Annotated in this window: 23 protein-coding genes and 1 other RNA gene; 11 read left to right on the top strand and 13 right to left on the bottom strand. The window is 32.4% G+C overall.

What is annotated here, in order from left to right:
* Nucleotides 1–15 precede the first annotated feature (15 nt).
* On the top strand, nt 16–1,449 hold the full coding sequence (locus CL818_RS08870) for an L-serine ammonia-lyase (protein WP_272973770.1): 1,434 nt from the start codon (nt 16–18) through the stop codon (nt 1,447–1,449).
* Here CL818_RS08870 and CL818_RS08875 read toward each other — a convergent pair.
* Nucleotides 1,446–1,910, bottom strand: coding sequence for a nuclear transport factor 2 family protein (locus CL818_RS08875; protein ID WP_013187877.1), 465 nt, complete (start codon nt 1,908–1,910; stop codon nt 1,446–1,448). The two genes, CL818_RS08870 and CL818_RS08875, sit on opposite strands and share 4 nt — an antisense overlap.
* Before the next feature lie 61 nt (nt 1,911–1,971).
* Between CL818_RS08875 and panB the strand changes: the two genes are divergently transcribed.
* A complete protein-coding gene (gene panB / locus CL818_RS08880; RefSeq protein WP_272973771.1) occupies nt 1,972–2,790 on the top strand; it encodes a 3-methyl-2-oxobutanoate hydroxymethyltransferase in 819 nt (272 codons plus the stop codon).
* Between the two features lie 86 nt (nt 2,791–2,876).
* A complete protein-coding gene (locus CL818_RS08885; protein WP_272973772.1) occupies nt 2,877–3,575 on the top strand; it encodes an RluA family pseudouridine synthase in 699 nt (232 codons plus the stop codon).
* A 51-nt stretch (nt 3,576–3,626) separates the two neighbouring features.
* Here CL818_RS08885 and CL818_RS08890 read toward each other — a convergent pair whose 3' ends face one another.
* Nucleotides 3,627–4,046 carry a nucleoside-diphosphate kinase gene (locus CL818_RS08890; RefSeq protein ID WP_041240995.1) on the bottom strand — a complete coding sequence of 140 codons (420 nt, stop codon included), beginning with the start codon at nt 4,044–4,046 and terminating at the stop codon, nt 3,627–3,629.
* A gap of 124 nt (nt 4,047–4,170) precedes the next feature.
* On the opposite strand from CL818_RS08890, the gene CL818_RS08895 reads away from it, so the two are divergent.
* From CL818_RS08895 to CL818_RS08905, 3 genes are read left to right on the top strand one after another with little or no spacing between them, the layout of a single operon-like run.
* Nucleotides 4,171–5,190 carry a DHH family phosphoesterase gene (locus CL818_RS08895; RefSeq protein WP_272973774.1) on the top strand — a complete coding sequence of 340 codons (1,020 nt, stop codon included), beginning with the start codon at nt 4,171–4,173 and terminating at the stop codon, nt 5,188–5,190.
* Nucleotides 5,187–5,738, top strand: coding sequence for a gliding motility-associated peptidyl-prolyl isomerase GldI (gldI, locus tag CL818_RS08900; protein WP_272973775.1), 552 nt, complete (start codon nt 5,187–5,189; stop codon nt 5,736–5,738). Before CL818_RS08895 ends, gldI begins: the two co-directional genes overlap by 4 nt.
* Complete coding sequence (locus CL818_RS08905; RefSeq protein ID WP_272973776.1) at nt 5,735–6,871, top strand: peptidylprolyl isomerase; 1,137 nt, start codon at nt 5,735–5,737, stop codon at nt 6,869–6,871. Before gldI ends, CL818_RS08905 begins: the two co-directional genes overlap by 4 nt.
* A gap of 55 nt (nt 6,872–6,926) precedes the next feature.
* Here CL818_RS08905 and CL818_RS08910 read toward each other — a convergent pair whose 3' ends face one another.
* Nucleotides 6,927–8,252: a capsule assembly Wzi family protein gene (locus CL818_RS08910; protein ID WP_272973777.1), complete on the bottom strand. Its 1,326-nt coding sequence runs from the start codon at nt 8,250–8,252 to the stop codon at nt 6,927–6,929.
* Between the two features lie 83 nt (nt 8,253–8,335).
* On the opposite strand from CL818_RS08910, the gene CL818_RS08915 reads away from it, so the two are divergent.
* Nucleotides 8,336–9,076 carry a tyrosine-protein phosphatase gene (locus CL818_RS08915; RefSeq protein WP_272973778.1) on the top strand — a complete coding sequence of 247 codons (741 nt, stop codon included), beginning with the start codon at nt 8,336–8,338 and terminating at the stop codon, nt 9,074–9,076.
* Here the strand turns inward: CL818_RS08915 and CL818_RS08920 are convergent.
* The 7 genes from CL818_RS08920 to CL818_RS08950 form a co-directional block, all read right to left on the bottom strand.
* Nucleotides 9,073–11,463, bottom strand: coding sequence for a GumC family protein (locus CL818_RS08920; protein ID WP_272973779.1), 2,391 nt, complete (start codon nt 11,461–11,463; stop codon nt 9,073–9,075). The genes CL818_RS08915 and CL818_RS08920 overlap by 4 nt on opposite strands.
* Nucleotides 11,464–11,469: 6 nt before the next feature.
* Nucleotides 11,470–12,273: a polysaccharide biosynthesis/export family protein gene (locus CL818_RS08925; RefSeq protein WP_272973780.1), complete on the bottom strand. Its 804-nt coding sequence runs from the start codon at nt 12,271–12,273 to the stop codon at nt 11,470–11,472.
* Between the two features lie 47 nt (nt 12,274–12,320).
* On the bottom strand, nt 12,321–14,282 hold the full coding sequence (locus CL818_RS08930; RefSeq protein ID WP_286972847.1) for a polysaccharide biosynthesis protein: 1,962 nt from the start codon (nt 14,280–14,282) through the stop codon (nt 12,321–12,323).
* Between the two features lie 73 nt (nt 14,283–14,355).
* A complete protein-coding gene (locus CL818_RS08935; RefSeq protein WP_272973782.1) occupies nt 14,356–15,489 on the bottom strand; it encodes an aminotransferase class I/II-fold pyridoxal phosphate-dependent enzyme in 1,134 nt (377 codons plus the stop codon).
* A 6-nt stretch (nt 15,490–15,495) separates the two neighbouring features.
* Entirely contained in the window at nt 15,496–16,101 is a 606-nt protein-coding gene (locus CL818_RS08940; protein ID WP_272974109.1) for a sugar transferase, read from the bottom strand.
* A 100-nt stretch (nt 16,102–16,201) separates the two neighbouring features.
* Complete coding sequence (locus CL818_RS08945; protein WP_272973783.1) at nt 16,202–16,420, bottom strand: PID-CTERM protein-sorting domain-containing protein; 219 nt, start codon at nt 16,418–16,420, stop codon at nt 16,202–16,204.
* A 10-nt stretch (nt 16,421–16,430) separates the two neighbouring features.
* A complete protein-coding gene (locus CL818_RS08950; protein ID WP_272973784.1) occupies nt 16,431–18,980 on the bottom strand; it encodes a T9SS type A sorting domain-containing protein in 2,550 nt (849 codons plus the stop codon).
* 182 nt (nt 18,981–19,162) lie between these two features.
* Between CL818_RS08950 and CL818_RS08955 the strand changes: the two genes are divergently transcribed.
* Nucleotides 19,163–20,020 carry a TolB family protein gene (locus CL818_RS08955; protein WP_272973785.1) on the top strand — a complete coding sequence of 286 codons (858 nt, stop codon included), beginning with the start codon at nt 19,163–19,165 and terminating at the stop codon, nt 20,018–20,020.
* 23 nt (nt 20,021–20,043) lie between these two features.
* On the opposite strand, the gene fsa is transcribed toward CL818_RS08955, so the two are convergent.
* Nucleotides 20,044–20,697: a fructose-6-phosphate aldolase gene (fsa, locus tag CL818_RS08960; RefSeq protein WP_013187894.1), complete on the bottom strand. Its 654-nt coding sequence runs from the start codon at nt 20,695–20,697 to the stop codon at nt 20,044–20,046.
* A gap of 47 nt (nt 20,698–20,744) precedes the next feature.
* Nucleotides 20,745–21,560 (bottom strand): SDR family oxidoreductase, encoded by an 816-nt coding sequence (locus tag CL818_RS08965; RefSeq protein WP_041241000.1) that lies wholly within the window; start codon nt 21,558–21,560, stop codon nt 20,745–20,747.
* Between the two features lie 168 nt (nt 21,561–21,728).
* Between CL818_RS08965 and CL818_RS08970 the strand changes: the two genes are divergently transcribed.
* Nucleotides 21,729–23,588 (top strand): vWA domain-containing protein, encoded by a 1,860-nt coding sequence (locus CL818_RS08970; RefSeq protein ID WP_272973786.1) that lies wholly within the window; start codon nt 21,729–21,731, stop codon nt 23,586–23,588.
* Between the two features lie 39 nt (nt 23,589–23,627).
* On the opposite strand, the gene ffs is transcribed toward CL818_RS08970, so the two are convergent.
* Nucleotides 23,628–23,725, bottom strand: an RNA gene (gene ffs, locus CL818_RS08975) — signal recognition particle sRNA small type.
* Between the two features lie 86 nt (nt 23,726–23,811).
* Here ffs and CL818_RS08980 point away from each other — a divergent pair.
* Nucleotides 23,812–24,858, top strand: coding sequence for a glutaminyl-peptide cyclotransferase (locus CL818_RS08980; protein ID WP_272973787.1), 1,047 nt, complete (start codon nt 23,812–23,814; stop codon nt 24,856–24,858).
* A gap of 86 nt (nt 24,859–24,944) precedes the next feature.
* Nucleotides 24,945–25,805: a carboxypeptidase-like regulatory domain-containing protein gene (locus CL818_RS08985; RefSeq protein ID WP_272973788.1), complete on the top strand. Its 861-nt coding sequence runs from the start codon at nt 24,945–24,947 to the stop codon at nt 25,803–25,805.
* Nucleotides 25,806–25,853 lie beyond the last annotated feature (48 nt).

Here is a 25,853-nt window from a genome sequence, read left to right on the forward strand (position 1 = left end):
CCAAATTCATAGGTTATGGCAAATCGCGAAGCGATAAGTATTTTTCATATGTTAAAGATAGGTGTGGGACCTTCTAGCTCACACACATTAGGACCTTGGCGTGCAGCGCAACGTTGGATAGAAGAACTTAAAGAACAAAAAAAGTTTGATAAGGTTACAAAAGTTCAAGTAGATTTATATGGTTCATTATCACTTACCGGAAAAGGTCATGCTACAGATTTAGCATCACTCTTAGGATTAAGTGGATATGATCCTGTAACTATTCCTATTGAAAGTATTGATGGAGAGATAGCGCAAATAAAATCTACAGGAAAACTTCTACTAAACGGAGAAAAACCTATTGAATTCAGCTTTAAAGACGATGTTATATTCAACCGAAACTTTAAAAAATTTCATCCTAATGGAATGACGTTTAGTGCTGTTTTAGATAACCAAAAAACAACAAATAGTACCTTCTACTCTATTGGTGGTGGTTTTGTGGTTAAAGAGGAACGTAAGCGTGCCAAAAAGAAAGAAGAAAAATTTCAAGACTTCCCATTTCCTATAGATAAGGCTACAGAGCTTTTAGCATTTTGTCATCAAGAGAACAAGAAAGTGTCTGAAATTGTTTTAGAAAACGAACGTTCGTTAAGAACAGACGCAGAAATAGATGAAGAGCTAAAAGCTATATGGAATGTCATGTTAGAGTCTATGTTTGTAGGCTGCCATACAGAAGGTACTCTTCCTGGCGGTTTAAATGTAAGACGCCGCGCCTATGACACTAATAAAAGACTAATTGGTGATAAGCCATATACAACTAAAGAAGAATGGATAGCAGCCATAAGAAGCACCGAAGTTAAGTTTAGAGAAATTTTAAAATGGGTATCTTGTTTTGCGTTGGCAGTTAATGAAGTAAATGCTTCGTTAGGCCGTGTGGTAACTGCTCCTACAAATGGAAGTGCTGGTGTTATACCAGCCGTAATTATGTATTATGCGGTTATTGAAAATCACGATGCTAATTTTGAAGATATTAAGCAATTTTTATTGGTTGCAGGAGAAATAGGTAGCCTGTTTAAAAAAGGCGCAACAATTTCTGCAGCAATGGGTGGTTGCCAAGCAGAGATTGGTGTATCTTCTGCAATGGCTGCAGGTGCGCTAACTGAACTTATGGGTGGCTCTCCAGAACAAGTTCTTATGGCTAGCGAAATTGCAATGGAGCATCATTTAGGAATGACCTGCGATCCTATAGCAGGTTTGGTACAAATACCTTGTATAGAGCGAAATGCAATGGGTGCTATAAAAGCAATTAATGCTTGCGAACTAGCATTGGATACCGATGCAAAAAATGCAAAAGTTCCTTTAGATAAAGTAATTGAAACTATGTGGGAAACCGCAAAAGACATGACTTCCAAGTACAAAGAAACTAGTGAAGGTGGTTTAGCGGTAAAGGTAAATATGAGCGACTGTTAATTAACGTTACAGCCTTCTCGTGTTCTGGTATCTACAATTGCAATAACTTCCCAGACCCCATTATTTTTAAATAATGTAAAGTTATTTACGCCACAGTGGCTAAACGTTCCATTAAAATAAAACTCATAGGGCGTCCAAGCTAATGCCATAGCACCGTTTACAGCTATTTGATAATCTAAAATGCGTTCTTCGAAATTTTGAGAAGCAGGAATACTTTGTATAGATGCTACAAAGGCTTTAAAATTTGTGGCAGGCGTTAACTGCGGGTTTCCAGCTTGGTCATTACTTATACTTCTTAATGTCATTTCAGAATGAGAGACAGACTTTAAAATTGAAGAGTCTTGCTTATGAAAACCATCAAAGAACGTAATGATTGTTTCTTTTACCAAAGCACTTTCATCTACCTGTGCAGAGGCTACTACACTTATTAAACAAACAATTACAAATACAAGATGTTTCATGATATTTACTATTTAGGGTTCTTACTAAATTAGTACTTTTACATGAAACAAACTTAATTTTATGTCTACAGCTAAAAAAGAATATAAACGCATTACCGTAAAAAGCCTAGTTGATATGAAACGTAGAGACGAAAAAATCTCTATGTTAACTGCTTATGACTATACCATGGCCAAAATTGTTGATGCCGCTGGAATAGATGTTATTTTAGTTGGAGACTCTGCCTCTAATGTAATGGCTGGTCATGAAACTACATTACCTATTACATTAGACCAAATGATTTATCATGCCTCTTCTGTTGTAAGAGCTATTACAAGGAGTCTGGTAGTTGTAGATTTACCATTTGGAAGTTATCAAAGTGATCCGAAAGAAGCATTAAGATCTGCAATTAGAATAATGAAAGAAAGTGGTGGTCACGCTGTTAAATTAGAAGGCGGAAAAGAAGTAAAAGACAGTGTGAAACGTATTCTAAATGCAGGAATCCCAGTAATGGGTCATTTAGGGCTTACACCACAAAGCATATATAAATTTGGAACATACACCGTAAGAGCTAAGGAAGAGGAAGAAGCTCAAAAACTTAAAGACGATGCATTAATGCTTGAGAAAGCTGGTTGTTTTGCCATAGTTTTAGAGAAAGTACCTGCTAAGTTAGCCAAAGAGGTTGCAGAAAGTTTAACCATTCCCATAATTGGCATTGGTGCTGGTTCTGGAGTAGATGGACAGGTGTTAGTGCTTCACGATTTACTTGGGATGACACACGAGTTTAACCCACGCTTTTTAAGACGATACATGAATTTATATGACGACATGAGTTCTGCAATATCTCAATATGTAACAGATGTAAAAGCTGTAGATTTTCCAAATGAAGACGAGCAGTATTAATTCATAATCCATAATTAAAGTTGAAAAGTGTTTTGAAAGTGTTTCAACCTACTTCAGTTAAATTATTCTTTTATGATTGTTGATTAATGAAAACGTACTCAGACAAAAATAATCTCCAAGTTATTTATGAAGATAATCACTTAATTGTGGTTAATAAACGTGCTGGAGATATTGTACAAGGTGACAAAACGGGTGATAAACCATTAAGTGACGTTGTTAAATCTTATATAAAAAAAAAGTACAACAAACCAGGAGATGTATATCTTGGTGTAGTACATAGATTAGATAGACCAACTACTGGTGTCGTATTATTTTCTAAGACCTCTAAAGCCCTTACCAGATTAAATAAAATGTTCGCTAATCATGAGACCTCAAAAACATATTGGGCTGTTGTAAAAAATAATCCACCTAAAGAAAAGGACAGGTTAGTACACTATCTTAAACGTAATCCTAAGCAAAATAAATCCTACGCTCATAAACACGAAGTTCCTGATAGCAAGAAAGCTATATTAGATTACACCTTAAAATTCAGGTTAAATAATTATAATTTACTAGAGGTTAATCTTTTAACAGGAAGGCATCATCAAATTAGATCTCAGCTTTCATCAATAGAATGTCCTATAAAAGGAGATTTAAAATATGGTGCAGACCGTAGCAATCCCGATGGCAGTATACATTTGCACGCAAGGTTTTTAACTATACAGCATCCTGTAAAAAAAGAACCTATTACTTTTAAAGCACCACTTCCAGAAGATGCTATTTGGAAAGCTTGCGAAGACGCATAAAAAAAGCCTCTAAGTAAAACTTAGAGGCTTTTTATTTATGAGGTAATGTCCTTAAAACATTTCACGTCCAGCAAAATGGAAAGCTCCTTCTATCTGTGCATTCTCATCACTATCACTACCGTGTACAGCATTCTCACCGATTGATGCAGCATATAATTTACGTATAGTACCTTCTGCAGCGTCTTCTGGGTTTGTAGCACCAATAAGAGTTCTAAAATCCTCAACTGCGTTTTCTTTTTCTAAGATAGCAGCTACTATAGGACCACGAGTCATATATTCTACCAATTCTCCGAAAAATGGACGCTCTTTGTGCACAGCGTAAAACGTCTCTGCATCAGTTTGAGTCATTTGAGTTAATTTCATAGCAACTATACGGAAACCCGCAGATGCTATTTGCTCTAATATTGCACCAACGTGTCCTTTTTCAACAGCATCTGGCTTAAGCATTGTAAATGTTCTAATTCCTGACATTTTTATGATCTTTAAATTTGGTGCAAAAATAAGATATTCTATTTCAAAACCAATAGAATTACACAACTTAATGTAAACTTAAAATAAGATGACGCAAGTGCTCTATTTTGTATATTCGCACCTTATGGAAACACAGAAGTTACAAGAGCTTAAGCAGCTCTTAGAAAGCCCAAAGAAAATTGTAATAATTCCACATAGAAATCCCGATGGAGATGCCATGGGATCTACCCTAGCATTATCTTTATATTTAAATTTGAAAGGCCATACTAGTCGCGTAGTTGCTCCTAATGGTTATCCAGATTTTTTAAGCTGGTTACCACACAATGACAGTGTGTTTTTATTTGACAGTAATAATAGGCAATCTAAAGAAGCTATTGAAGTAGCAGACCTAGTTTTTACTTTAGATTTTAATCACCTATCTCGTGTAGGAAATGATATGCAAAATACACTTGAAAGTTGCGGAAAGACATTTGTGATGATAGATCATCACCAACAACCGGACACTTACGCGAAGTTTACTTATAGTGATACCACAATGAGCTCTACCTGTGAAATGGTATATCATTTTATAGACATGTTAGGTGATGCAAACTTAATAACCAAAGAAATTGCAACTTGCTTATATACTGGTATCATGACAGATACAGGTTCATTTAGGTTTAAAAGTACTACCGCAGCTACACATAAAGTAGCGGCTCAATTAATTGCAGCTGGTGCAGAAAACCAAATCATACATCAAAATTTTTATGACACCTATACACCAAGTAGACTTAAACTTTTAGGTATTGCTTTAAAAAACATGGTTGTTTTAGAGGAGTTTAATACTGCTTATATTTCGTTATCTCAAGAAGAATTAGATACAAATAATTTTCAAAAAGGTGATACAGAAGGATTTGTGAATTATTGTCTCACCTTATTAAATATAAAATTAGCCGCTATTTTTATTGAAAAGACTTCTGATAATATCGTGAAAATGTCTTTACGCAGTAAAGGTGATTTTTCTGTAAACGATATGGCAAGAACACATTTTGAAGGTGGTGGCCATACCAATGCAGCTGGCGGAAAATCTGACCTAAGTTTAAAAGATACCATTGCTAAATTTATTAGTATATTGCCAGACTATAAAGCAGAATTAACAGCGTGAAACACTTAATAACCTTAATACTTGTCGCAGTAATTTTTGGTAGTTGTAAACCTCCAGATGCAAGACGACCTATAAGTTCTTCTAGTGGAACAACTATTGAGGCTTCTGTGCTAAGAAATAAAAAGCTTATTGCAAATCAAGAGTCTCAAATTAAAAATATTATTTCTAAAGACTCTATTAATACCTATGAAACTTCAAGTAATGGATTCTGGTATTATTTTAAAACGCAAGACACTACGTCTCAAAAAATGCCAGAGTTTGGTGATTTAGTAAGCTATGATTATACTATAGAATCTCTTAGTGGCGACACAATTTATTCAGAAGAAGAAACTCCGAGTAAAACTTATGCAATGGACCAAGAGCAATTGGCTAGTGGTATAAGAGAAGGTTTAAAGCTAACTACAGAAGGAGATGAAATAGTCTTGTTATTACCGTCTCATAAAGCTTACGGCTATTATGGCGACAAGAATAAAATAGGAAGTAATATTCCTATCACAGTTAAATTAAAAGTAAAATCAATAACAACTCAAAATAACCCACAAGAATGAAACGATTAACATTTATATTAACCAGCATACTTGCGCTCGCCTTATTTAGTTGCGGAGAAAAGTACCCAGATTTAGAAGATGGTCTTTATGCTGAGTTTATTACCAATCAAGGTACATTTGTTGCTAAATTATACGAAGAACAAGCACCTTTAACCATTGCAAACTTCGTGTCTTTAGCAGAAGGTACAAATACAATGGTAGATAGTATATATAAAGGAAAGAACTTTTATAATGGTCTTATTTTTCATAGAGTTATTAAAGACTTTATGATACAAGGTGGTGATCCTGAAGGTACAGGTCGTGGTGGTCCTGGATACAAGTTTCCGGATGAAACTACAGAATCTCTAGCTCATAACGATAAGGGAATATTATCTATGGCTAACTCTGGTCCTAATACAAACGGAAGTCAATTTTTTGTTACTTTAAAAGCCACACCTTGGTTAGACGGTCGTCATACTATTTTTGGTAAAGTTATGATAGGTCAAGAAGTTGTAGATACTATAGGAAAAGTTGAAACTACTAAACCTGGAGATAAGCCTGTTGAAGATGTTGTAATTAATGAATTAAACATTATTAAAAAAGGTAGTAAATACAAAAAATATGATGGTGCAAAAGCTTATGAAGAAACTTTAAAAAACATTGAAACTTCAAAAATTGAGGAAGCTAAGCGTTTAGAAGAAGTTAAGATGAATAAGGCTAAAGAAATTGAAGCACTTAAAAAAGAAGCTACGACTTATGACAGTGGCTTATCTATGGTAATTACTACAGAAGGTGAAGGCCCTAAACCAAATACTGGAGATGCAGTTACTGTAAATTATGCTGGTTATTTAGAAGACGGAACTTTATTTGATTCTAACATTGAAAAGATTTCTAGAACATATAACATTTTTAATGCAAACCGTAAGAAAAAAGATGGGTATACACCAATGCCAACACTTTATAGCCCAGATGCAGGCCTTATACAAGGTTTTAAAGATGCAATGCAGATGATGAAAGTTGGAGATAAAGCTACTGTGTTTATTCCTTCTCATTTAGCTTATGGTGAACGTGGTGCAGGACAAGCAATTAAACCAAATACAGATTTAGTATTTGAGTTAGAGTTGGTTGAGATTACACCTAAGACAAAGAAGTAAAATAACTTTTTCTTGAAATTAAAGCTTAAGCGTCTCACATTAGTGAGGCGCTTTTTTAATTAAAAGTATATTTATACGAACCTGCTAAGCCAAGTAAGTTTCCAGAATAGCTTAAAATATCTAATCCAGTTTTAATGGTAAATTGGCCTACATTTTTTGTTTTATACGTAAGTCCCGCATAAGTATAAAGTGCCTTTCTCTTAGGGATAAAAGGCTGTGCATATGTTCCAAGACTTTCTATATAAGATGCTTTTAATTGTAGCTCAAACGATTTGTAAGATGATAATAAGCCAAAATGATGACCTTGCACCCTACTATTTCCCATAGGGTTATAAAAAGATTGTGGTTGTATAAAAGGTAAACCTATTGTTCTATTCTCATAAGTCCATCCGCTATCATAAATACCATTTCTAAAATAATTGTCATTTCCACTTACTGTACCGAAACCATTTTGATTTTTAGTATGTATATACTCATAGTTTACCGCTTTAAGTATTGAGTTATTAAAGGTTAAATGTGCTCCCCAAATACCATCTGGAAAATTTTTTAAAGCGGTTCCAGAACCATCTTCAAATAAATGTTGGTGGTACAACTCTAATGTTCCTTTATCTAATGTGTAGTTATAAGAAAGGTTATAAGAGCCTAAATGATTTCCTAAAGCGTTAATAACTTCACCTTCTGGAGCATCGTCTGATCCAGATCGTTTAGCGAAAAATACATCTATAAAATCTGAAATTTTACTTGGTTGTTTTCCAAATCTTGGTGAAGTTCCAGCCCATTGTGCAAAATGTTGTATTTCAAAATGAAGCTTACTCTTATCAGAAAGTTTTATATGAGCACCTAAATGTTTATAATGTATGTTCGCTCCTTTTACATAACGATCATCTATAAGTTCATAATGTCCAATTCCCCAATCTAACCCTAGCCAATCCCAAATTTTAATTGGTGCGTTAGCTTCTAATAAAATACCTGGTATAGCTCTTGTATTTCCAGACCAAAGAATATTTTTATTTGTAGATGATATACCATCTAACTCAATGTCTTGATGAAAACTACCAATTCTTGCATTTAGCCAAGAGTTTGTATACTGCAAATAGGCATTATCTATTTGTAATGTCTTCCCTGAAGTACCGTTTTGATATAAAAGTCCGGCATTAACCTTAAGATTTGAAGTTTCAGTTAACTTAAATTGGTGAGATGTTTCTCCTAAAACAAGAACATCTGTAGTTGGATCATTTCTGCCAAATTCATTTGTATAAAACCAAAATGGTGAAGTATCATTCGATAAAAATCCACTTGATGTAAAAGATGATTCTGTTTGGTAATTTTGTGCAGAGAGTGATGTTACAACACAAAATAAAGCTAGAACTAATGGCTTCATTGTCTTTAAAATATAAGCAAATGTAATGTTAGTTTTTCGGAACTGTATTGTTAATTTTGTTTCTCTTAATTTATATAGTATTTATGCTTTCAATTTTTAGCCCAAAAACATTTTTACGAGATTTATTAGTCGGATTCACAGATATTCATAATCATATTCTTCCAGGAATTGACGATGGTGCAAAGACCGTAGAAGAATCTATTGACCTTATAAACGGACTGAATAATTTAGGGTTTAAAGAATTTATAGCTACACCACACACTATGAATGATTATTACCCAAATACATATGAAACAATAACGAACGCGCACAATACAGTACTACAAGCTTTAACTAAAAACTTATCTAATATAAAAATTGGGTACTCCTCTGAATATATGATGGATTCTCATTTTGAGAATTTATTAGAAGACAATAAAATTATACCATTAAAGGATAGTTTAATTCTTGTTGAAATGTCCTATTTACAACCACCAATAAATTTAGAAGAAATAATTTATAAAATTGGTGTTGCTGGCTACGAACCTATTTTGGCACATCCTGAGCGTTATGCCTTTTATCATAAAAATTATGAATATTATAAGACACTAAAGAAATTAGGGTGTAAATTTCAACTGAACATGTTATCCCTAACTACACAATATGGTGAGTCTGTTACCAAAACAGCTAATAGACTATTAAAAGATGGAATGATAGATTATATAGCTAGCGATACACATCATAAAAGACATGTTTCTAAAATAGGATCCCTTAAATTAAATAAGAACCAAGTAACGTATTTAAAACCTATAATTACAGAAACTAACCTTATTTTCTCGTCTTAAAATCTTAATTTGGATTTTAATTTAGTGAAGAACGTTTCTTTTTCTGCACCATACGTGTAGCCATAACCGTACTTATTTCCATAGCCATAATTAGAAACACTAACATTATTAACTACAAATGCCATATTACGTAATTTCTTCTCGTGGTAAAGTTCAACCGGGAATTTAAGAAGTTTTTTATCTGTATATTCTGCTCTTGTTACATACACAGTAAAGTCTGCATGCTGGCTAATTAATAGTGTATCTGTTACTAACATAGTTGGAGCAGTATCTACAACTACGTAATCATACTTATCTTTAACCTCTTCTAATAAGTTTTTAAACCTATCTCTCATTAACAACTCAGCTGGATTTGGAGGTATCCTACCAGATAAAATTATACTTATATCTTTCTTATTAATTTTATAACTATCTGTAACACTTTCAATGGTTACTTTTTCATCATATAAGTATTCAGAAAGACCTTTGCTTTGCTCTGGCCTATCTATGTACCTATGTAATTGTGGGTTTCTAATATCTGATCCAATTAGCAAAACTTTTTTATCTGAAGTTGATAATGTAAGTGCAAGGTTAAATGCTACAAATGTTTTTCCCTCACCTTTAACCGTAGAAGTAACAAAGATTATGTTTTTCTCTTCACCTTTAATAGACTTTACAAAATAGCTTAAGTTGGTTCTTAATATCCTAAAGGCTTCTGCTAAAATAGATCTGTCATTAGTACCAACTGTTTCACTTTCCTTAGTATCAATCTTAGGAACTTCACCTAAAATAGGAATAAGCTTAGTTTCTTTTTCTACATCTGCCCTGTTATGAATCTTATTATCTAATAAATTTTTAACGTAAATTATAAGGAAAGGAATTATTAAACCTAAAATAAAAGCAGCTAAGTATATAATTTGCTTTTTAGGAAATATAGGAGACCTTGAACTATAAGCATCATCGATAACCTTTGCTGAAGGTGCTGTAATTGCTAAAGAAATTGCAGTTTCTTCACGCTTTTGCAATAGGTATAGAAAAAGATTTTCCTTAATATTTTGTTGCCTAGTAATATCTCTAAAGATTAAAGAGTTTTTAGGAACAGAAGAAATTTTAGAATCTAAATTATTTTGTTGGTTAACAATGTCTCTGCGTTTTACCTCAAGAGATTTAGTCTTATTATTTAAGCTAGCTAAAATATTAGATTTTATTACATCTATTTGATTATTCAGATTAATTACAATTGGGTTAGATGCAGTACCTGTTTGTAATTGATTATTCCTCTGAATAACTAACTGATTATACTCACTTATAGAACTCTCTATTCCTGAATCTGTTACACTTAAATTTGCGGGTAATAAATCTGAAGATCGGTTAGTGTCTGTTAAATAATCTTTTATATATTTTATTAACTCAAGTTGAGTTTCTACTTCTACTCTACTTTTTTGAATTTCTCTTATATCTTCAACATAAAGTTGAGCCTCAGAAGGAATATCTGTTATTTTATTTTCAGTTTGAAACTCTTTTTTGTTAGTTTCAACAGAATCTAATTCTTCCTGAATTATTTCTAAACGCTCTGCTATGAAGTTAAAAGTATTTTCTGAAACTAAATTTTTATCTACAATAGCATCATTATTAAATTGCTTAATAATGTTATTTAAAATATCCTCAGATTTTTTTGAATTTTCACTTTGCATTGAAAGTGATATAACGCTACTTCGTCTTCCTGTATTCTCAACTGTTAAAGCACTTTGATACTTGTTAATAGCGCTAAACTGAGGTAATAATCTAACTATATACTTCTTATTTGTCCAAGAGTTATTTTCTGAAAGATTAGTTTTATTTGGAACAATTGTAAACTTCCCGAAACCAAGATTAACTACATCACCAAAACTATGTTCACTACTAGTTTCTGTTGAAACTTCTTTAATTTTATATTTAGAATTAGATATAGGCTCTACCTCTAATTGTCGTGAGTACCCTTGATTGCCTAAAGAATCTTGACCAATAAATGTAAAATCAAATGGTTGACTATTGTAGAGTTCAACTGTTTTAATATTACCTTCTAACAGATATTGTGTTGTAAGGTTAAGATCATCAACAACACCAGACATTAAATTTTTAGACTTTAAAATATGGATTTCATCTTCTACATTTACAGATGAAAATCCTGGCGTACCAGAACCTAAGTCCTCTAATATTGAAGCTTCACCCTTTTTTTCATCCTTAACCAAAATTGTAGCTGTAGATTGATAAATAGGTGTTGCATATCTTAAGTATAAAAATGCACCAGTAAGAGTTATTATAACCCCTAACACAAACCATTTCCATTGAAACAGATACTTATCTATCTCTTCTCTTAAGTTATTATCTTCTTCTTTAAAAATAGGTGAATTTGAGGTACTGTTCATATTGATTTATCTTGAGATAATAACAATTACTGATAATAATAAAGAGGCTAAAGAGAAGAATATTCCTGTATTTGGATTAGATGCAGATCGCTGTACTTTTGCATAATTAGGGTCTACAACAACTACATCATTTTGCTTTAAATAATAATATGGTGAAGTGAATAAATCATTTTTTGTAAAGTCTAACTGAGCAGTAGTTTTACTACCATCTTCATTTTCCCTTATAATTAAAACATCTTGTCTACTTCCAGAAATTTGCATATCTCCAGCTAATCCAATTGCTTCAATAACAGAAACTTTTTCATTTTCTATATTATAAGTTCCTGGTCTGGCTACATCTCCAATAACAGTAACCCTAAAATTTAAAAGTCTAACATTTACAACGGGATCAATTATAAATTCTGTAAGTTTTTCTGTAATCTTATCTACCACTTGAGTTTTAGTTAAGCCGCTAACTTTAATCTCACCTAAACCAGGCATTTTGATAGAACCATTCTCATTAACTAAATAAGCTTGGTTACGCTGAACAGCTACATTTGCACCTATAGCGGTTTCTGTAGAAATTGCAGGCAAATTAAAAGGCTTAGCAGCAGCTTGATCTAATCCAGAAACAGATACAATAATAGATAAAAGATCATTTTTTTGAATAACTAACTTTTCTTGAGCAGCTTCTATAGTTCCTCTTGTTTCAATATCCTGAAAATAAAGCACGTCTTTTTTTGAGGCGCAAGAGGTAAATAACATAGAAAACAGCAATACTCCAATTACTATAAATTGGTTATTAACTGTTAACTTAAAATTTTGTATCATTTTCAGTAATTTTCTGCAAAAATAGACATTCTGTTTATTTAACTGCACTAAAGCTTTTTTATTTTAACGGCGTCCTCATTTATTATCTCGTTAAACGACACCTCTGCATCTAATGACTCATAAGATGAATTCTTACTTTTAAATTCTGGAATCATTTTTTTAAGCTTGTGAACCACACGCACATTATTATGATTATTTGCAGAATTAATAACGCTATCTATACTGCTTGAGATAAACTCATAGTTATCATTCCTATCTTTAGTAATCATAATTTTTTCATGATGAGTAGGTAGAGTTTTAGCTTCATCTGATAGCAGTTCTTCGTATAACTTTTCTCCTGGCCTTAATCCAGTTATTTTAATATGTATATCCTTGTTTGGTATAAATCCAGCCAACTTTATCATTTTCTTGGCTAAATCCATAATCTTGACAGGTTTACCCATATCAAAAATAAATATCTCACCACCTTTACCCATAGCACCAGCTTCCAAAACTAATTGACAGGCTTCTGGGATTGTCATAAAATATCTAATTATATCTGGATGTGTGATGGTAACTGGTCCGCCTTCTTCAATTTGTCTTTTAAATAAAGGGACAACAGATCCATTAGATCCTAAAACATTACCAAATCTTGTAGTTATAAATTTTGTAGCACATCTATCTTTCAGTTGTAAGTTATAATTTAGAGATTGCACATACATCTCTGAAGCTCTTTTAGAAGCTCCCATAACATTACTAGGGTTTACTGCTTTATCTGTAGATACCATTACAAAGTGACCTACTTTAAACTTTGCAGCTAAATCTGCAACTTGTTTTGTTCCAAGAATGTTTGTTAAAATAGCTTCATGAGGGTTGTTCTCCATAAGTGGCACATGTTTATATGCCGCTGCGTGATAGATAACATCAATATCAAATTCATCAAAAACACTTTGCAAGCGAACGTTGTTAGTAACATCACATATAATACATTTGTATTTAAGGTTAGGAAAGTGCTCATTTATCTCCAGTTGTATTTGATGCAAAGGAGATTCTGCTTGATCTAACACTAATAACATTTTAGGTTTGTATTCTGCTACTTGCCTAACAATTTCACTACCTATAGATCCTGCTCCACCAGTTACTAAAACAGTTCTATTTTTTAACTGATGTTCTTTATTTTTTTTATTTAAAACAATTGGCTCTCTTTCTAATAAATCCTCAATTTGCAGCTTTTGTATTTGTGGGGAATTGCCTTCCTCAAAATTTGATAAGATAGGAGAGCTATACATCTTAATTTCATTCTCTAAACACTCATCTACAATTTGCTGCTTTTCTTTTGGATCTATAGCAGAAGTAATTATTATAGCCTTTACATTTAATATTCTTAATGATGGTAAAATAGACTCCTTTACTCTAACAACAGGCTTTTCTAAAATTCTTAACTGTCTTTTAAAGTTATTTCTAGACACAAATCCCTTTACTAGAAAACGTTTAGGATGCTCCATTTCTAATGCTGCAGCAATAGAAATTGCGTTTTCATCTATTCCGAGAATTGCAACATCAATTAGGTCTTCTTCACGTTGTGCTATCTTAAAAAACTCATAGAGTTGTTTAATTGCTATCCTAAATAAAAATAAAATCGAAAATGATATAAATGAATACATTATAAGACCGGTAGTAATAAAAATCTTATCACCATAAGTGCCTTGATAAAATACATTTAACATAAGGCATACAACTGTGGTACTCATTGAAGCTAAAAACAGCTTTAATGCATCCATCATTGAAGAGTGTCTTATAAGTCCTGAGTATGTTTTATATAAAAAGAAGAAGATTACATTAACAGAAATTACAATAGATGCTTGAATGGAATATTCTAAAACATCCAAAGGACTTATTCTAATTCTATTAAGTATTATTATTGATACAATTAAAGAAATACAAATAAGTAATGTATCAATTATTAATACAACCCATCTTGGAAGATATTTAATATTGCGAACATTAATCTTATTTTCACTATAAGACATAATGATTCGAAATGCCTGTTTCAATTTCTCTAACATAAAGCTTAAAACTTAGTGTAAGTTAATTATTTTAATGTTATTCTTGAAAATAATTTAATATACCTTCCTTAATTCTACTAATTTCGTGTTCTCCTAAATTTGATCCAGATGGTAAACATAAACCATATATAAATAAATTCTCCGCTACGTTTGTACCGTAAAATGGTGCATTTGAGAACACTGGTTGCATATGCATTGGTTTCCATAAAGGTCTACTTTCTATATTTAATGTTTCTAAATATACTCTTAAACCTTCTCTTGACTTTCCATTGGTTTCATTTACAATAATTGCAGATAACCAATGATTAGAGTAATAATCTGAATTAGGTTCTTCAAAAACTGTTACATCATCAATCGAAGAAAATAAGTCTTTGTAAAACGAATTCATACGTCGCCTTAGGTTTACATGATCATCTAATACTTCCATTTGACCTCTACCAATTCCAGCACTAATGTTACTCATTCTGTAATTATACCCTATTTGTGTATGCTGATAATGTGGAGCTTGATCTCTAGCTTGTGTTGCCAAGAATACTGCCTTTTCTTTATGCTCCGGTAGTTTTGAAACTAATGCACCACCACCAGAAGTTGTAATAATCTTATTTCCATTAAACGATAAAATAGAAATATCACCTAAGGTTCCACAATTTTTATTTTTATAAGTACTTCCTAAAGCTTCTGCGCTATCTTCTATTATAGGAATATTATATGCTTTAGAAATTTCATTTAAAGCATCTGCTTTGTAAGGCATGCCATATAAGTGAACAGCTATTATTGCCTTAGGCTTTTTTCCTTTTTTTATTCTGTCTTCAATAGCAAGTTTTAAATGCTTTGGACAAATATTCCAAGTATCAGGTTCACTATCTACAAATACTGGTGTGGCTCCTTGATAAATAATAGGATTCGCAGAGGCTGCAAATGTAAAACTTTGGCAAATTACTTCATCATCTTTGCTTACGCCAAGTAAAATAAGAGCTAAGTGAAGTGCGGCAGTTCCGGAACTTAATGCGGCTACCTCTACTCCATTTCCTAAATAAGTTTTGATACTTTCTTCAAAATTATTAACGTTAGGACCTAATGGAGCTATCCAATTTGCATCGAATGCTTCATTTATATAAGAGAGTTCATTACCTCCCATATGAGGTGAGGATAACCAAATTTTAGAATTCATAGGTAATTAGTTTGTGCCATCAAATGGAGCGGTTGTGGCTTGGTTAGCAGCATTTATATCTGATCCTTTAAACACTTTCTCTACTGTTTTAAGGATGATTTTAATATCAAGACTAAAGCTTATATTATTAACATACCAAACATCAAATTTAAATTTTTCAGTATAACTAATAGCATTTCTGCCATTTACTTGAGCCCATCCTGTAATGCCTGGTTTTACAATATGTCGCTTATGTTGTTCTTCTGAATAAAGTTTTAAATATGCTGGTAATAATGGTCTCGGACCAACAATACTCATATCTCCCTTTATTACATTTAATAGTTGTGGAATTTCATCCAAAGAGGTCTTTCTTACAATTTTCCCAAAACTTGTTAGTCGTTCTGCGTCAGACAACAACCTTCCTTTTGTGTCGGTGTCATCACGCATAGTCTTAAACTTTATTATCTTAAAAATTTGACCATGCTTTCCTGGCCGTAATTGATAAAAGAATGGAGAACCTTGATTTACTATTGCCAATACTAATACTAAGATTAAAAATATTGGAAAAGCAAGTACAAAAGCTAGTGATGCAGTAAATACATCTAACGATGGTTTAATAAGTTTTTGATACATCATACGGACTGCAAATATAGGTGAAGAATTATCAATTAAAAGGATAAAAAAAGCACCTTTCTAAAAAGAAAGGTGCTTTTAAATAAAGTATATTGAGTGTTTAGCTTTTTCTTAACTTTTTAACACCAAAATAAGCGCCTATTGCTAAAGCTATAGAGATAAATCCATCTATAGGTGCTTCTGGATTATCTAAAACTTCACCATCTCCAGGTAACTCAATTGGTCCACCATCCTGAGCTAATAAAGAATTACTACTTAGTAGAAGTAACATTAATGCAATAAACATTAAGTTTTTAGGGGTCGTTAATTTACGTAACATATTGCTTTTTTTATTTTATTATAATTCTTTTTGAGATTGTATTTCCTGCTATTGTAGCGTTTACAATATACACACCACTATTTAATTTACTTGTATTAATAGTAGTTTGTTGAGTAGATGTTGACACATTTTCAGATAACACCTTCTGACCTAACATATTGTAAATTTCAATATTAGCATCTCTTAAATTTCCGTTTACTAAGTTTAAAGTTAATTGCCCATTAGAAACTGGATTAGGGAAAACAGTTAATAGAGACTCATTAAAAGTATCTACTCCTAAAACATTTTGAGTAAAAATAATTTCAAATCTATCATCAGATAAACTTTGTGGCTCGTCACTATCTACAGAAAACTGAACCAATGTTTCATTACTATTAGTTAGCAATGTTTGTGTATCTAAATAATTATCAACTAAATAAGCTGTTGTGTTTTCAAAATCACTTATTCTAAACTGTAGTGTATAATCTGTCTTCTTGTAGTTTGAAATAGATAAAGAAATCTCATCACCTTCAACAGGTAAAGCTCTGCTATCTATGCTTAATAAATTTCCTTCAGATAAAGTCCCTAAATTTTCATCAAGATTACCCGCTTTTGAAGCATCTAAATTATCAAAAGAAGAATTATAATTATCATTAAATCTAATTAATGAACCATCTCTTGGTGTCTCATTATTTGTAAAAGCTTCTAAATCATATAATGCGATACTTATAAATTTATCACTAGTTGTATTACTTGTAAAAAAGATATCTGTATTAACTTCATCTGTTACTTTATTTACCTCAGTAAATGTCATTGCTGGAGTTGGAGAACCAACAAGAGGAGTATCTGTATTTACAAATGCAGATTGTCCTGGTTGTAAAAATCTATTAGCAGATGAGTTTGAAGCCATAGCATCTGTATCTGTTAATGGAAATGACAATGAATTTATATCATTAGCTATTACATTACCAAATGTTACAGTTACAAAAGCACCATTATCACCTAATGTAGGATCATATACGTGATAAGCATCAGTTTGTATGTCTGTAGTTCCTGGATTATTTAAAACAGCATCCATATCTACAGGAGCTTGGTAAGGGTTCCCAACTAAAATAGACCCATCTGGATCTGGGTTTAGGTTGCTGGCAGTTACAACATAATCACCGGTATGCACAACTCCAGTTGTTCTTAATGTTACATCACTTACAGTAGCATCATTATTTGTAAGGTCTGTTGAACGGTTACCTCTTACAAGAGTTAAGTAACCAATACCGTGTTTTAAAACACCATCTTCTTCAGCTGAACCATCTCCCATAGTTGTAGATGTTACAGCTACATAAGCTGCAGGAGCTGCTTGCTCATTTACAATATACATAGATGGATTATTTAAAGACGTTGCATCAAATCCATTTGAAGCGCCACCAGTACCCGTAATATGTATACCAAAACCATTATCCGTTATAGGTTGAGCTTCTTGCCAATTAGTATTTATTGTCCCTGTATTTTTAAGTGGAGATGCTAAAAGACGATATGCTCTATTACTTTGAGGTATAAAACGCTCAACAGTTACATTACCTGTAAATGTTGCCGCATTGGTTAAACCAATAACACCTGTAGACATGCTTGTGTTTTTAAAAGTAAAATCATCTCCTGTAATAATTGTTGCACTTGGTGCCACCAAAACTCCAGAAATTGTAACCGATCCACTATTGGTAATACCAGTTACAACTGTAATACCTTGAGCATTTAATGTAGCTCCAGAATCTATTGTTACAGTATCTGCAGAAAAGTCTGCCGCTGTAGTTGCTGTACCAGCTTGTACTAAAACACTATTTGAGGCATCACTAGGATTTCCTGCATCACTTGGATCATTTGGCACCCAACCTGTAGTATCATCTACATAAACATAATCTGCTGCTGGTGTTGATGGTGTACCTGTAATTGTAATACTATCTATAGCTATATCCTCATCACCAGAATCAAGAAAGAAATCTAAAACAATATCAAGGTCATTACCAGTTCCATTTATAGATCTAGAAAATGACGTAAAAGTCTCTGTTATCTCCATACCATCACCAATGCCATCAAAATCTGTATCCACTAAAGGTGCTGAGTTAAAATTAGATCCATCATTTTCAATCCATAATAAATTTTGAGTTGGGCCTAAATCTAAACTGTAATCTATATGAAAGAAATCAGGATTGTCCCAGTCCTGATTAGTACTTTCATCATCTTCTGCTAAAAAAATGGTTAACTCAATATCTGTAAATCCAGTTATATCTAAGGTTGAAATTGTTAAGCTTTGTAATGCACTACCATTACCATTTACACCATCAATATCTTGAGCAGCAAAATAATTACCCATAGTATTGTTGAAAGTGACAGATATATCGCTTCCATCAGTTACTCTAAAATAATCTGTTGTATTTCCTCCAGTATCATTTAAGCTCAAAGTATAGCCAGAGTTATTAGAATCAAAGTCTAATGTGTAGATAGTAGTCTGCCCAAATGAACTAATTGTAGCTCCAAAGCAAACAATAAGAGCTAAAATTAAATTGTGTTTTTGTAAAATTGTTTTCATGCATTAAATAGATTAATTAATTGTATCTCAAAAATAGAGGTATTTTAATACTATATTAAAAACCTTAGTGTTAAGTTAATATCAATTTTGAAACATTAAATATAGAAATAATTTAATAAATAATTAACAATTATAAAATCATATAATTTACTTTTATAAATTATTCCAATAATCTATTATATATGCGTTTTGTCGTAATCCTATTTTTTATAATTCATCACATAGCTAACGCACAACCTAATACTGATGTCTATCTTTTAAATACCGAGACTAGCAATTTGGTAAACATTTCAAACAACAAAGGCTATGATAACCAACCTTCATTTATATCAGACAGTTTGGTTTTGTTTGCTAAATCTAGACAACAACAGACTGATATTATCTTATATAATATAAATTCTAAGGCTTCTAAATGGATATTTCATACAACTCAAGGCTCTGAATTTTCTCCTGTACAAATACCAAACACTAAAAACATTGCAACTGTAAGACTAGATACTACAGGTTTACAACGTCTTTATAGTTATAATACAACTACAAACAAAACAACTCTTGTAAATGATTCTTTAAAAATAGGATATCACGCTTGGAACAATGAACACGAATTAATCACCTATGTATTAGGCAATCCTTCAATTTTAGTATATATCAACTTAAAAGATCAAACTCAAAAACAGATAGTCGACAATATTGGGAGATCTCTTCAAAAAATCCCCAATTCTAATTTAATGAGCTATACCTCCATAAATACAGACGGTATTCATGAAGTTTATCAGTTAGATATAGAAGATGATTTTAGTAGCTACTATGTCTGCGATCTTCCTATCGGAGTACAAGATTATACTTGGTTAAGCCGAGATGTACTCGCCATTGGCAGTGCTTCTTCCCTATTTACTTATGATACGTTTGTAGATGAAGATTGGCAAAGATGGATCTCTTTAAAAGATCATAATATTTCAAACATTACAAGACTAGCAGTTTCTCCTAATGGAAAATTAATAGCTATTGTAGCTGAAGAAACATATAAAGAAAAAAATTAAATGCGAGCTGAAAATTTATGCGCTTAATTTCCTTTTTTGAAGTCTGCTAAAAACTTTTCTAAACCTATGTCGGTTAATGGATGTTTTAACAATCCTTCTATAGAAGATAAAGGTCCTGTCATAACATCTGCACCTATTTTAGCACAGTCAATCACGTGCATTGTATGCCTTACAGATGCTGCTAGAATTTGAGTATCAAATCCGTAATTGTCATAAATTAATCTTATTTCGGCAATAAGATTTAAGCCATCTGTTGAGATATCATCTAAACGACCAATAAACGGAGACACATAAGTAGCTCCAGCTTTAGCTGCCAGTAATGCTTGACCGGCAGAAAATACTAATGTACAATTGGTTTTAATACCATTATCACTAAAATACTTAATTGCTTTTACACCATCTTTTATCATAGGTACCTTAACTATAATTTGGTCGTGTAATTTAGCTAGCTCTTCACCTTCTTTTATAATACCCTCATAATCTGTAGAAATTACTTCAGCAGAGACATCGCCATCTACAATCTCACAAATTTTTACATAATGATTTTTTATGTTTTCAGCTCCAGTAATACCTTCTTTAGCCATTAGTGATGGGTTTGTTGTTACGCCATCTAAAACACCAAGGTCTTGTGCTTCTTTAATTTGGTCTAAATTTGCTGTATCTATAAAAAACTTCATCAGTAAAATTTTAAGGTTGAGTAATAGTATTTTTTGCTAGTGTAAAATTACAATTTATAATGATTTAGAAGCATTTTTTCAAATAGTTTATCTGGTAAAATATGTTTTAAAGCTACAGAAATACGCTGCATAAATGCACCAACTCTATAATGAATTGTGGGATGCTCTGTTAAGATAACACTATGAACTTTTTTAGCCATTTTTATAGGATCTTCACCGTGATCTACATGTTCATCCATTATTGCAAGTGTTCTTCCGTAGTTTTTTTCGTAGGCAGACCCTTTTATTACTGGCGCGTGAAAACGTCCTGCAGCAATGTTAGTTGCAAAATCTCCAGGTGCTATATTGGTCATCTTAATACCAAACTCTTTTAGCTCCATACGGTAGGCTTCTGTCGTAATTTCTAATGCACTTTTAGTTGCAGAATAAATTCCTCGATACGGCAAGCCCATATAACCTGCAATAGATGTTATATTAATTATTGTGCCACTTCGTTGTTTACGCATTTGCGGTAAAACTGCCTTAATTACACGAAGTACTCCAAAATAGTTGGTATCAAAAGCAGCTTGCACTTCTTCATCTGGTGTTTCTTCTAAAGGTCCTGTTATGCCTTTTCCTGCATTATTAATAAGAACATCTAGCTGGCCTTCAATAGCTATTAATTTAGCTACAGCTTCTTTTATACTTTCAGGTTTCGTAACGTCTAAAGATAAAAAATGAATACCATTTAAATGGTCTTGCTTAGGAGATCTAGAAGTTCCGTATACTTTATAACCTTGAAGATGAAGATATTCACCTATAGATTTACCAATTCCAGATGATGCTCCAGTAATTAGCACAACGTTTTGAGTAGAGTTTGCCATAACGGCAAATATAATCACTCTTATAAGATTACAATATATAAGCTCCTTAAGAAAACAAGTCTCAGGCAAAAGTAAGCGTTGCTCACTCAACTCTTGCATATACTCATTCCTACTTTTAGTCAATCAATCATTACTCTAGTTTTATATAAACTTTTAAAAACCAAGACTATGAAACTATTATTTAAAACTATACTGTTTGTATTAATTAGCTTTTCTCTGCAAGCACAAAACTCAATGATTAATGGCATTGTATCAGATGAAGCTGGCTTACCGTTGCCAGGTGCAACTATAATTGTAAAAGGCACAAGCAATGGTACTCAATCTGATTTTGATGGTAAATTTAAAATTAAGGCTGAAGAAGGAAACATTCTTGTATTTACATATGTTGGTTTTACAACCAAGAATATAAAGGTTACCCCAAAAGATTTTAAAGACACATTAATGGTTTCTCTTAAAAATGGAGCTCAATTAGATGAAGTTGTTGTGACTGGTTTAAAAGGGAAAGTGTCTGGTTTAAATATAACTAGTAGAAATAAAGTAAGAAAAAGAAATGTTAGAATTCATCTTAGAGGTAACCGTAGTATACCAGTTTCACAAAGAAATCAGCGTCAAGTTAGAGAGCAAGAATCTTATGCGTTAGTTGAAGAGAATACTTTTAAAACAGCATCTGTTTCACCACTTTCTACATTTTCAATTGATGTAGATCGTGCTAGTTATAGCAACATAAGACGTATGATAAACAATAGTCAACCTATTCCTGTTGATGCAGTTAAGGTAGAAGAAATGATCAATTACTTTTCATATAATTATCCAGAGCCAAAAACTAATGATCCGTTTTCTGTATACACAGAGTTGGTACAGTCACCTTGGAACACCAATACGTCCATTTTAAGAATAGGATTAAAAGGAAAGACTATAAACCTTGATAAGCGTCCTGCGTCTAATTTAGTTTTTCTGTTAGATGTTTCTGGCTCTATGAATTCATCTAACAAACTACCATTGCTTAAATCTGCACTAAAGATATTGGTTGATGAACTTAATGTTAATGATAAAGTTAGCCTAGTAGTTTATGCTGGTGCAGCTGGCTTAGTCTTGCCTCCAACTTCTGGAGCAAATAAAGAGACCATCCTAAATGCAATAGAAAATCTATCTGCTGGAGGTTCTACGGCTGGTGGTCAAGGTATAAAACTTGCTTATAAGGTTGCTGAAGAGAATTTTATTAAAGGCGGAAACAACAGAATTATATTAGCCACAGACGGTGACTTTAATGTTGGAGCCTCAAGTGATAGAGCTATGAAAGACCTTGTGAAAGACCAAAGAGATAATGGCGTATTTCTAACTTGCCTAGGTTTTGGAATGGGTAATTATAAAGATTCTAAGCTAGAAACCTTGGCGCAAAACGGTAACGGAAACCATGCGTATATAGACACCATGCAAGAGGCTCAAAAAATATTGGGAACAGAATTTTTTGGTACTATTTATACAATAGCCAAAGACGTTAAAATACAGGTAGAATTTAATCCGCAACTAGTAAAAGCTTACAGACTTATAGGATATGAAAATAGGTTGTTAGCTAATGAAGATTTTAAAAATGATAAAAAAGATGCGGGAGACTTAGGAAGTGGCCATAATGTTACCGCACTATATGAGATTATTCCTGTTGACACAGAAAGTAAATATATTAGCGAAGAAAACGCTTTAGATCCTTTAAAATATACTACTTCAACTACGTCTCAACATCAATATGAACTAGCTACAGTAAAGTTACGTTACAAAAAACCAAATGAAGATTTTAGCAAAGTGATGCTTGCATCTGTCCTTAATAAGCCAATAAATATAAATGAAGCTTCAGAAGACTTTAAGTTTATGTCTGCAGTAGCATTGTTCGGAATGCAGTTAAAGCAATCTGAATATATTGAACTTAAGGATAAAAAGGCAGTTATAGCTTTAGCAGAACAAGGATTGCATAATGATCCTGAAGGCTATAGATCAGAATTTGTGAGGCTTGTAAAAAGTTATAGAAAGTAGAAAGAGGATATGTTTCTAAACAAAACATTACTGCATAAAAAAAGGCAAGTACCTACATCACACCGCTACGACCGAATACCTTTGCTTCGTTCCCGACCTGGAGGATTCAACGGGAGCTGGTTGTGTAGGACTTGCCAGGTGCAAATATACAATGTTTACATATTCTGACAAGTAATTTTATATCTGATTTTCATAACTTCGTCTTCTGTTAAAATTGACGACTATGAACCTTTCAACAAAATTATACATACTACTAAGTTTTCCTTTATTTTTCCTCTCTTGTAATGATGATGCAACAAGTTATTCGTTACAAATATCAAATTCTGATAATAGCTTAAAATTAGGAGAATCCTTAACTGCAACTATTAAAAATCCTAAAGAAAAAGTAATTGATTCTGTTACCTATACTTTAAACGGTAAATCAATTGCATCTCATAAAAACAATAACCCATTATCTGTAGCGCTAACTAACAATAAGTTAGGAGAACACACGCTGATAGCAACAGTATATTCTGAAGCTAAAGCAACAGATGTAAATGCTAATTTTAAACTTTTTAATAATAAGCCACCCGAAAGTTATACGTTCGAGATAATTAATACCTATCCACACGATGCCAATGCCTTTACGCAAGGTTTAGAGTTTTACAACGGTAATTTATATGAAAGTACAGGAAGAAACGGACAGAGTACTATAAGAAAGGTAAATTTAGAAACTGGTGAAGTATTGCAGTCTTCAGACTTAGACATCGATTATTTTGGAGAAGGCATCACAGCTTTAAACGATAAACTTTATCAATTAACTTGGCAAGGCAAAAAAGGCTTTGTTTACGATATTAATACGTTCAAGCAATTAGATTCTTTTAGCTACAATGCTAGTAAAGAAGGTTGGGGATTATGTAATGATGGTTCTAAACTTTATAAAAGTGACGGTACATCTAAAATTTGGATTCTTAATGCTGAAACGTTAGCAGAAGAAGATTACATACAAACCGTATCTCATAAAACCATTTCAAAAAAACTAAATGAATTGGAATGGGTTAACGGAAAAATTTACGCTAATAATTGGCAGATAGATTTAATTAGCATCATAAACCCTAAAAATGGTGCTATTGAAGGACTGGTAGATTTTAGATCTTTAAGAAAGCAAGTATCTTCTGCTACAAAAGAAGATGTCCTAAATGGTATTGCTTATAACAAAGAAACCAGTAAACTTTATGTAACTGGTAAAAATTGGGATAAGCTGTTTGAGGTTAAGATTATAAAAAAGTAAGTTCACTCAACCAAATAAGGCAGTCACTAATTCTACATTTAAAAACCTTTGCTCTCTATTTAAGTTTATAGTCTAAACTAAAGACTATGACACCAAAATTTAAAATTAGCATTCCAGAACCTTGCCACGAAGATTGGTCTAAAATGACTCCTACAGAAAAAGGACGTTATTGTAAAGCCTGTTCTAAAGAAGTAATAGACTTTACACATTTTAGCAATGAGGCACTGCACAAACGTATAACTCAAGGCGAGTCACTGTGTGGTCGTTTTTTGCAACATCAATTAGATACACCTTTAACTATAGAGCGTAAAAAGAACTCAATTTCATTTAGTAAAATTGCAGCAACGTTAGCATTACCACTTAGTGTTATATCTACCAATATTAGTAATGCACAAGAATCTAAACCCAAGACTGAACAAACAATAAATACCAGTAAAACTTATACGTCCTTAGGTATAGGTATGCAACATAGGCCTTTAAAACCATTAACCTCTACTCTATCTGGTACAGTAACAGATGAAAGTGGTTTACCGTTACCAGGCGTAAATATTATTGTAAAAGGTACAACTCGAGGTACACAAACAGATTTTGATGGTAATTATTCCATTTCAGCTTTAAAAGATGAAATACTAGTATTTAGTTATTTGGGTTATGAGACTATTGAAAAGACTATTAAAAGCAACACAACTCTTTTAGATGTTATACTTGATTCCGACAATTATCAAGGAGAATTAATTTATTTGGGTGGTTTCAATATAGTTGAAGTAAAAAGCCACAAAATAGATCCTGAGTTTTTAGAAGAACAAAGAGCTCATAGAGCAAAACTAAAAAAAGCAAGAGAAAATCGTGTGAGATTTATGACACGTAAAGCTAAAGAGCGTAAGGAAGCACGGCAATTAAAAAGAGCTAAACGTAAAGAAGAGAGACAAAAAAACAGAGATTCTTAGATACTATTAAGCTCAGTAAAAAGTTTTACTTTTACTAAAACTTTTTTT

The organism is Croceibacter sp. (assembly GCF_002716225.1).
Classification (GTDB): Bacteria; Bacteroidota; Bacteroidia; order Flavobacteriales; family Flavobacteriaceae; genus Croceibacter; species Croceibacter atlanticus.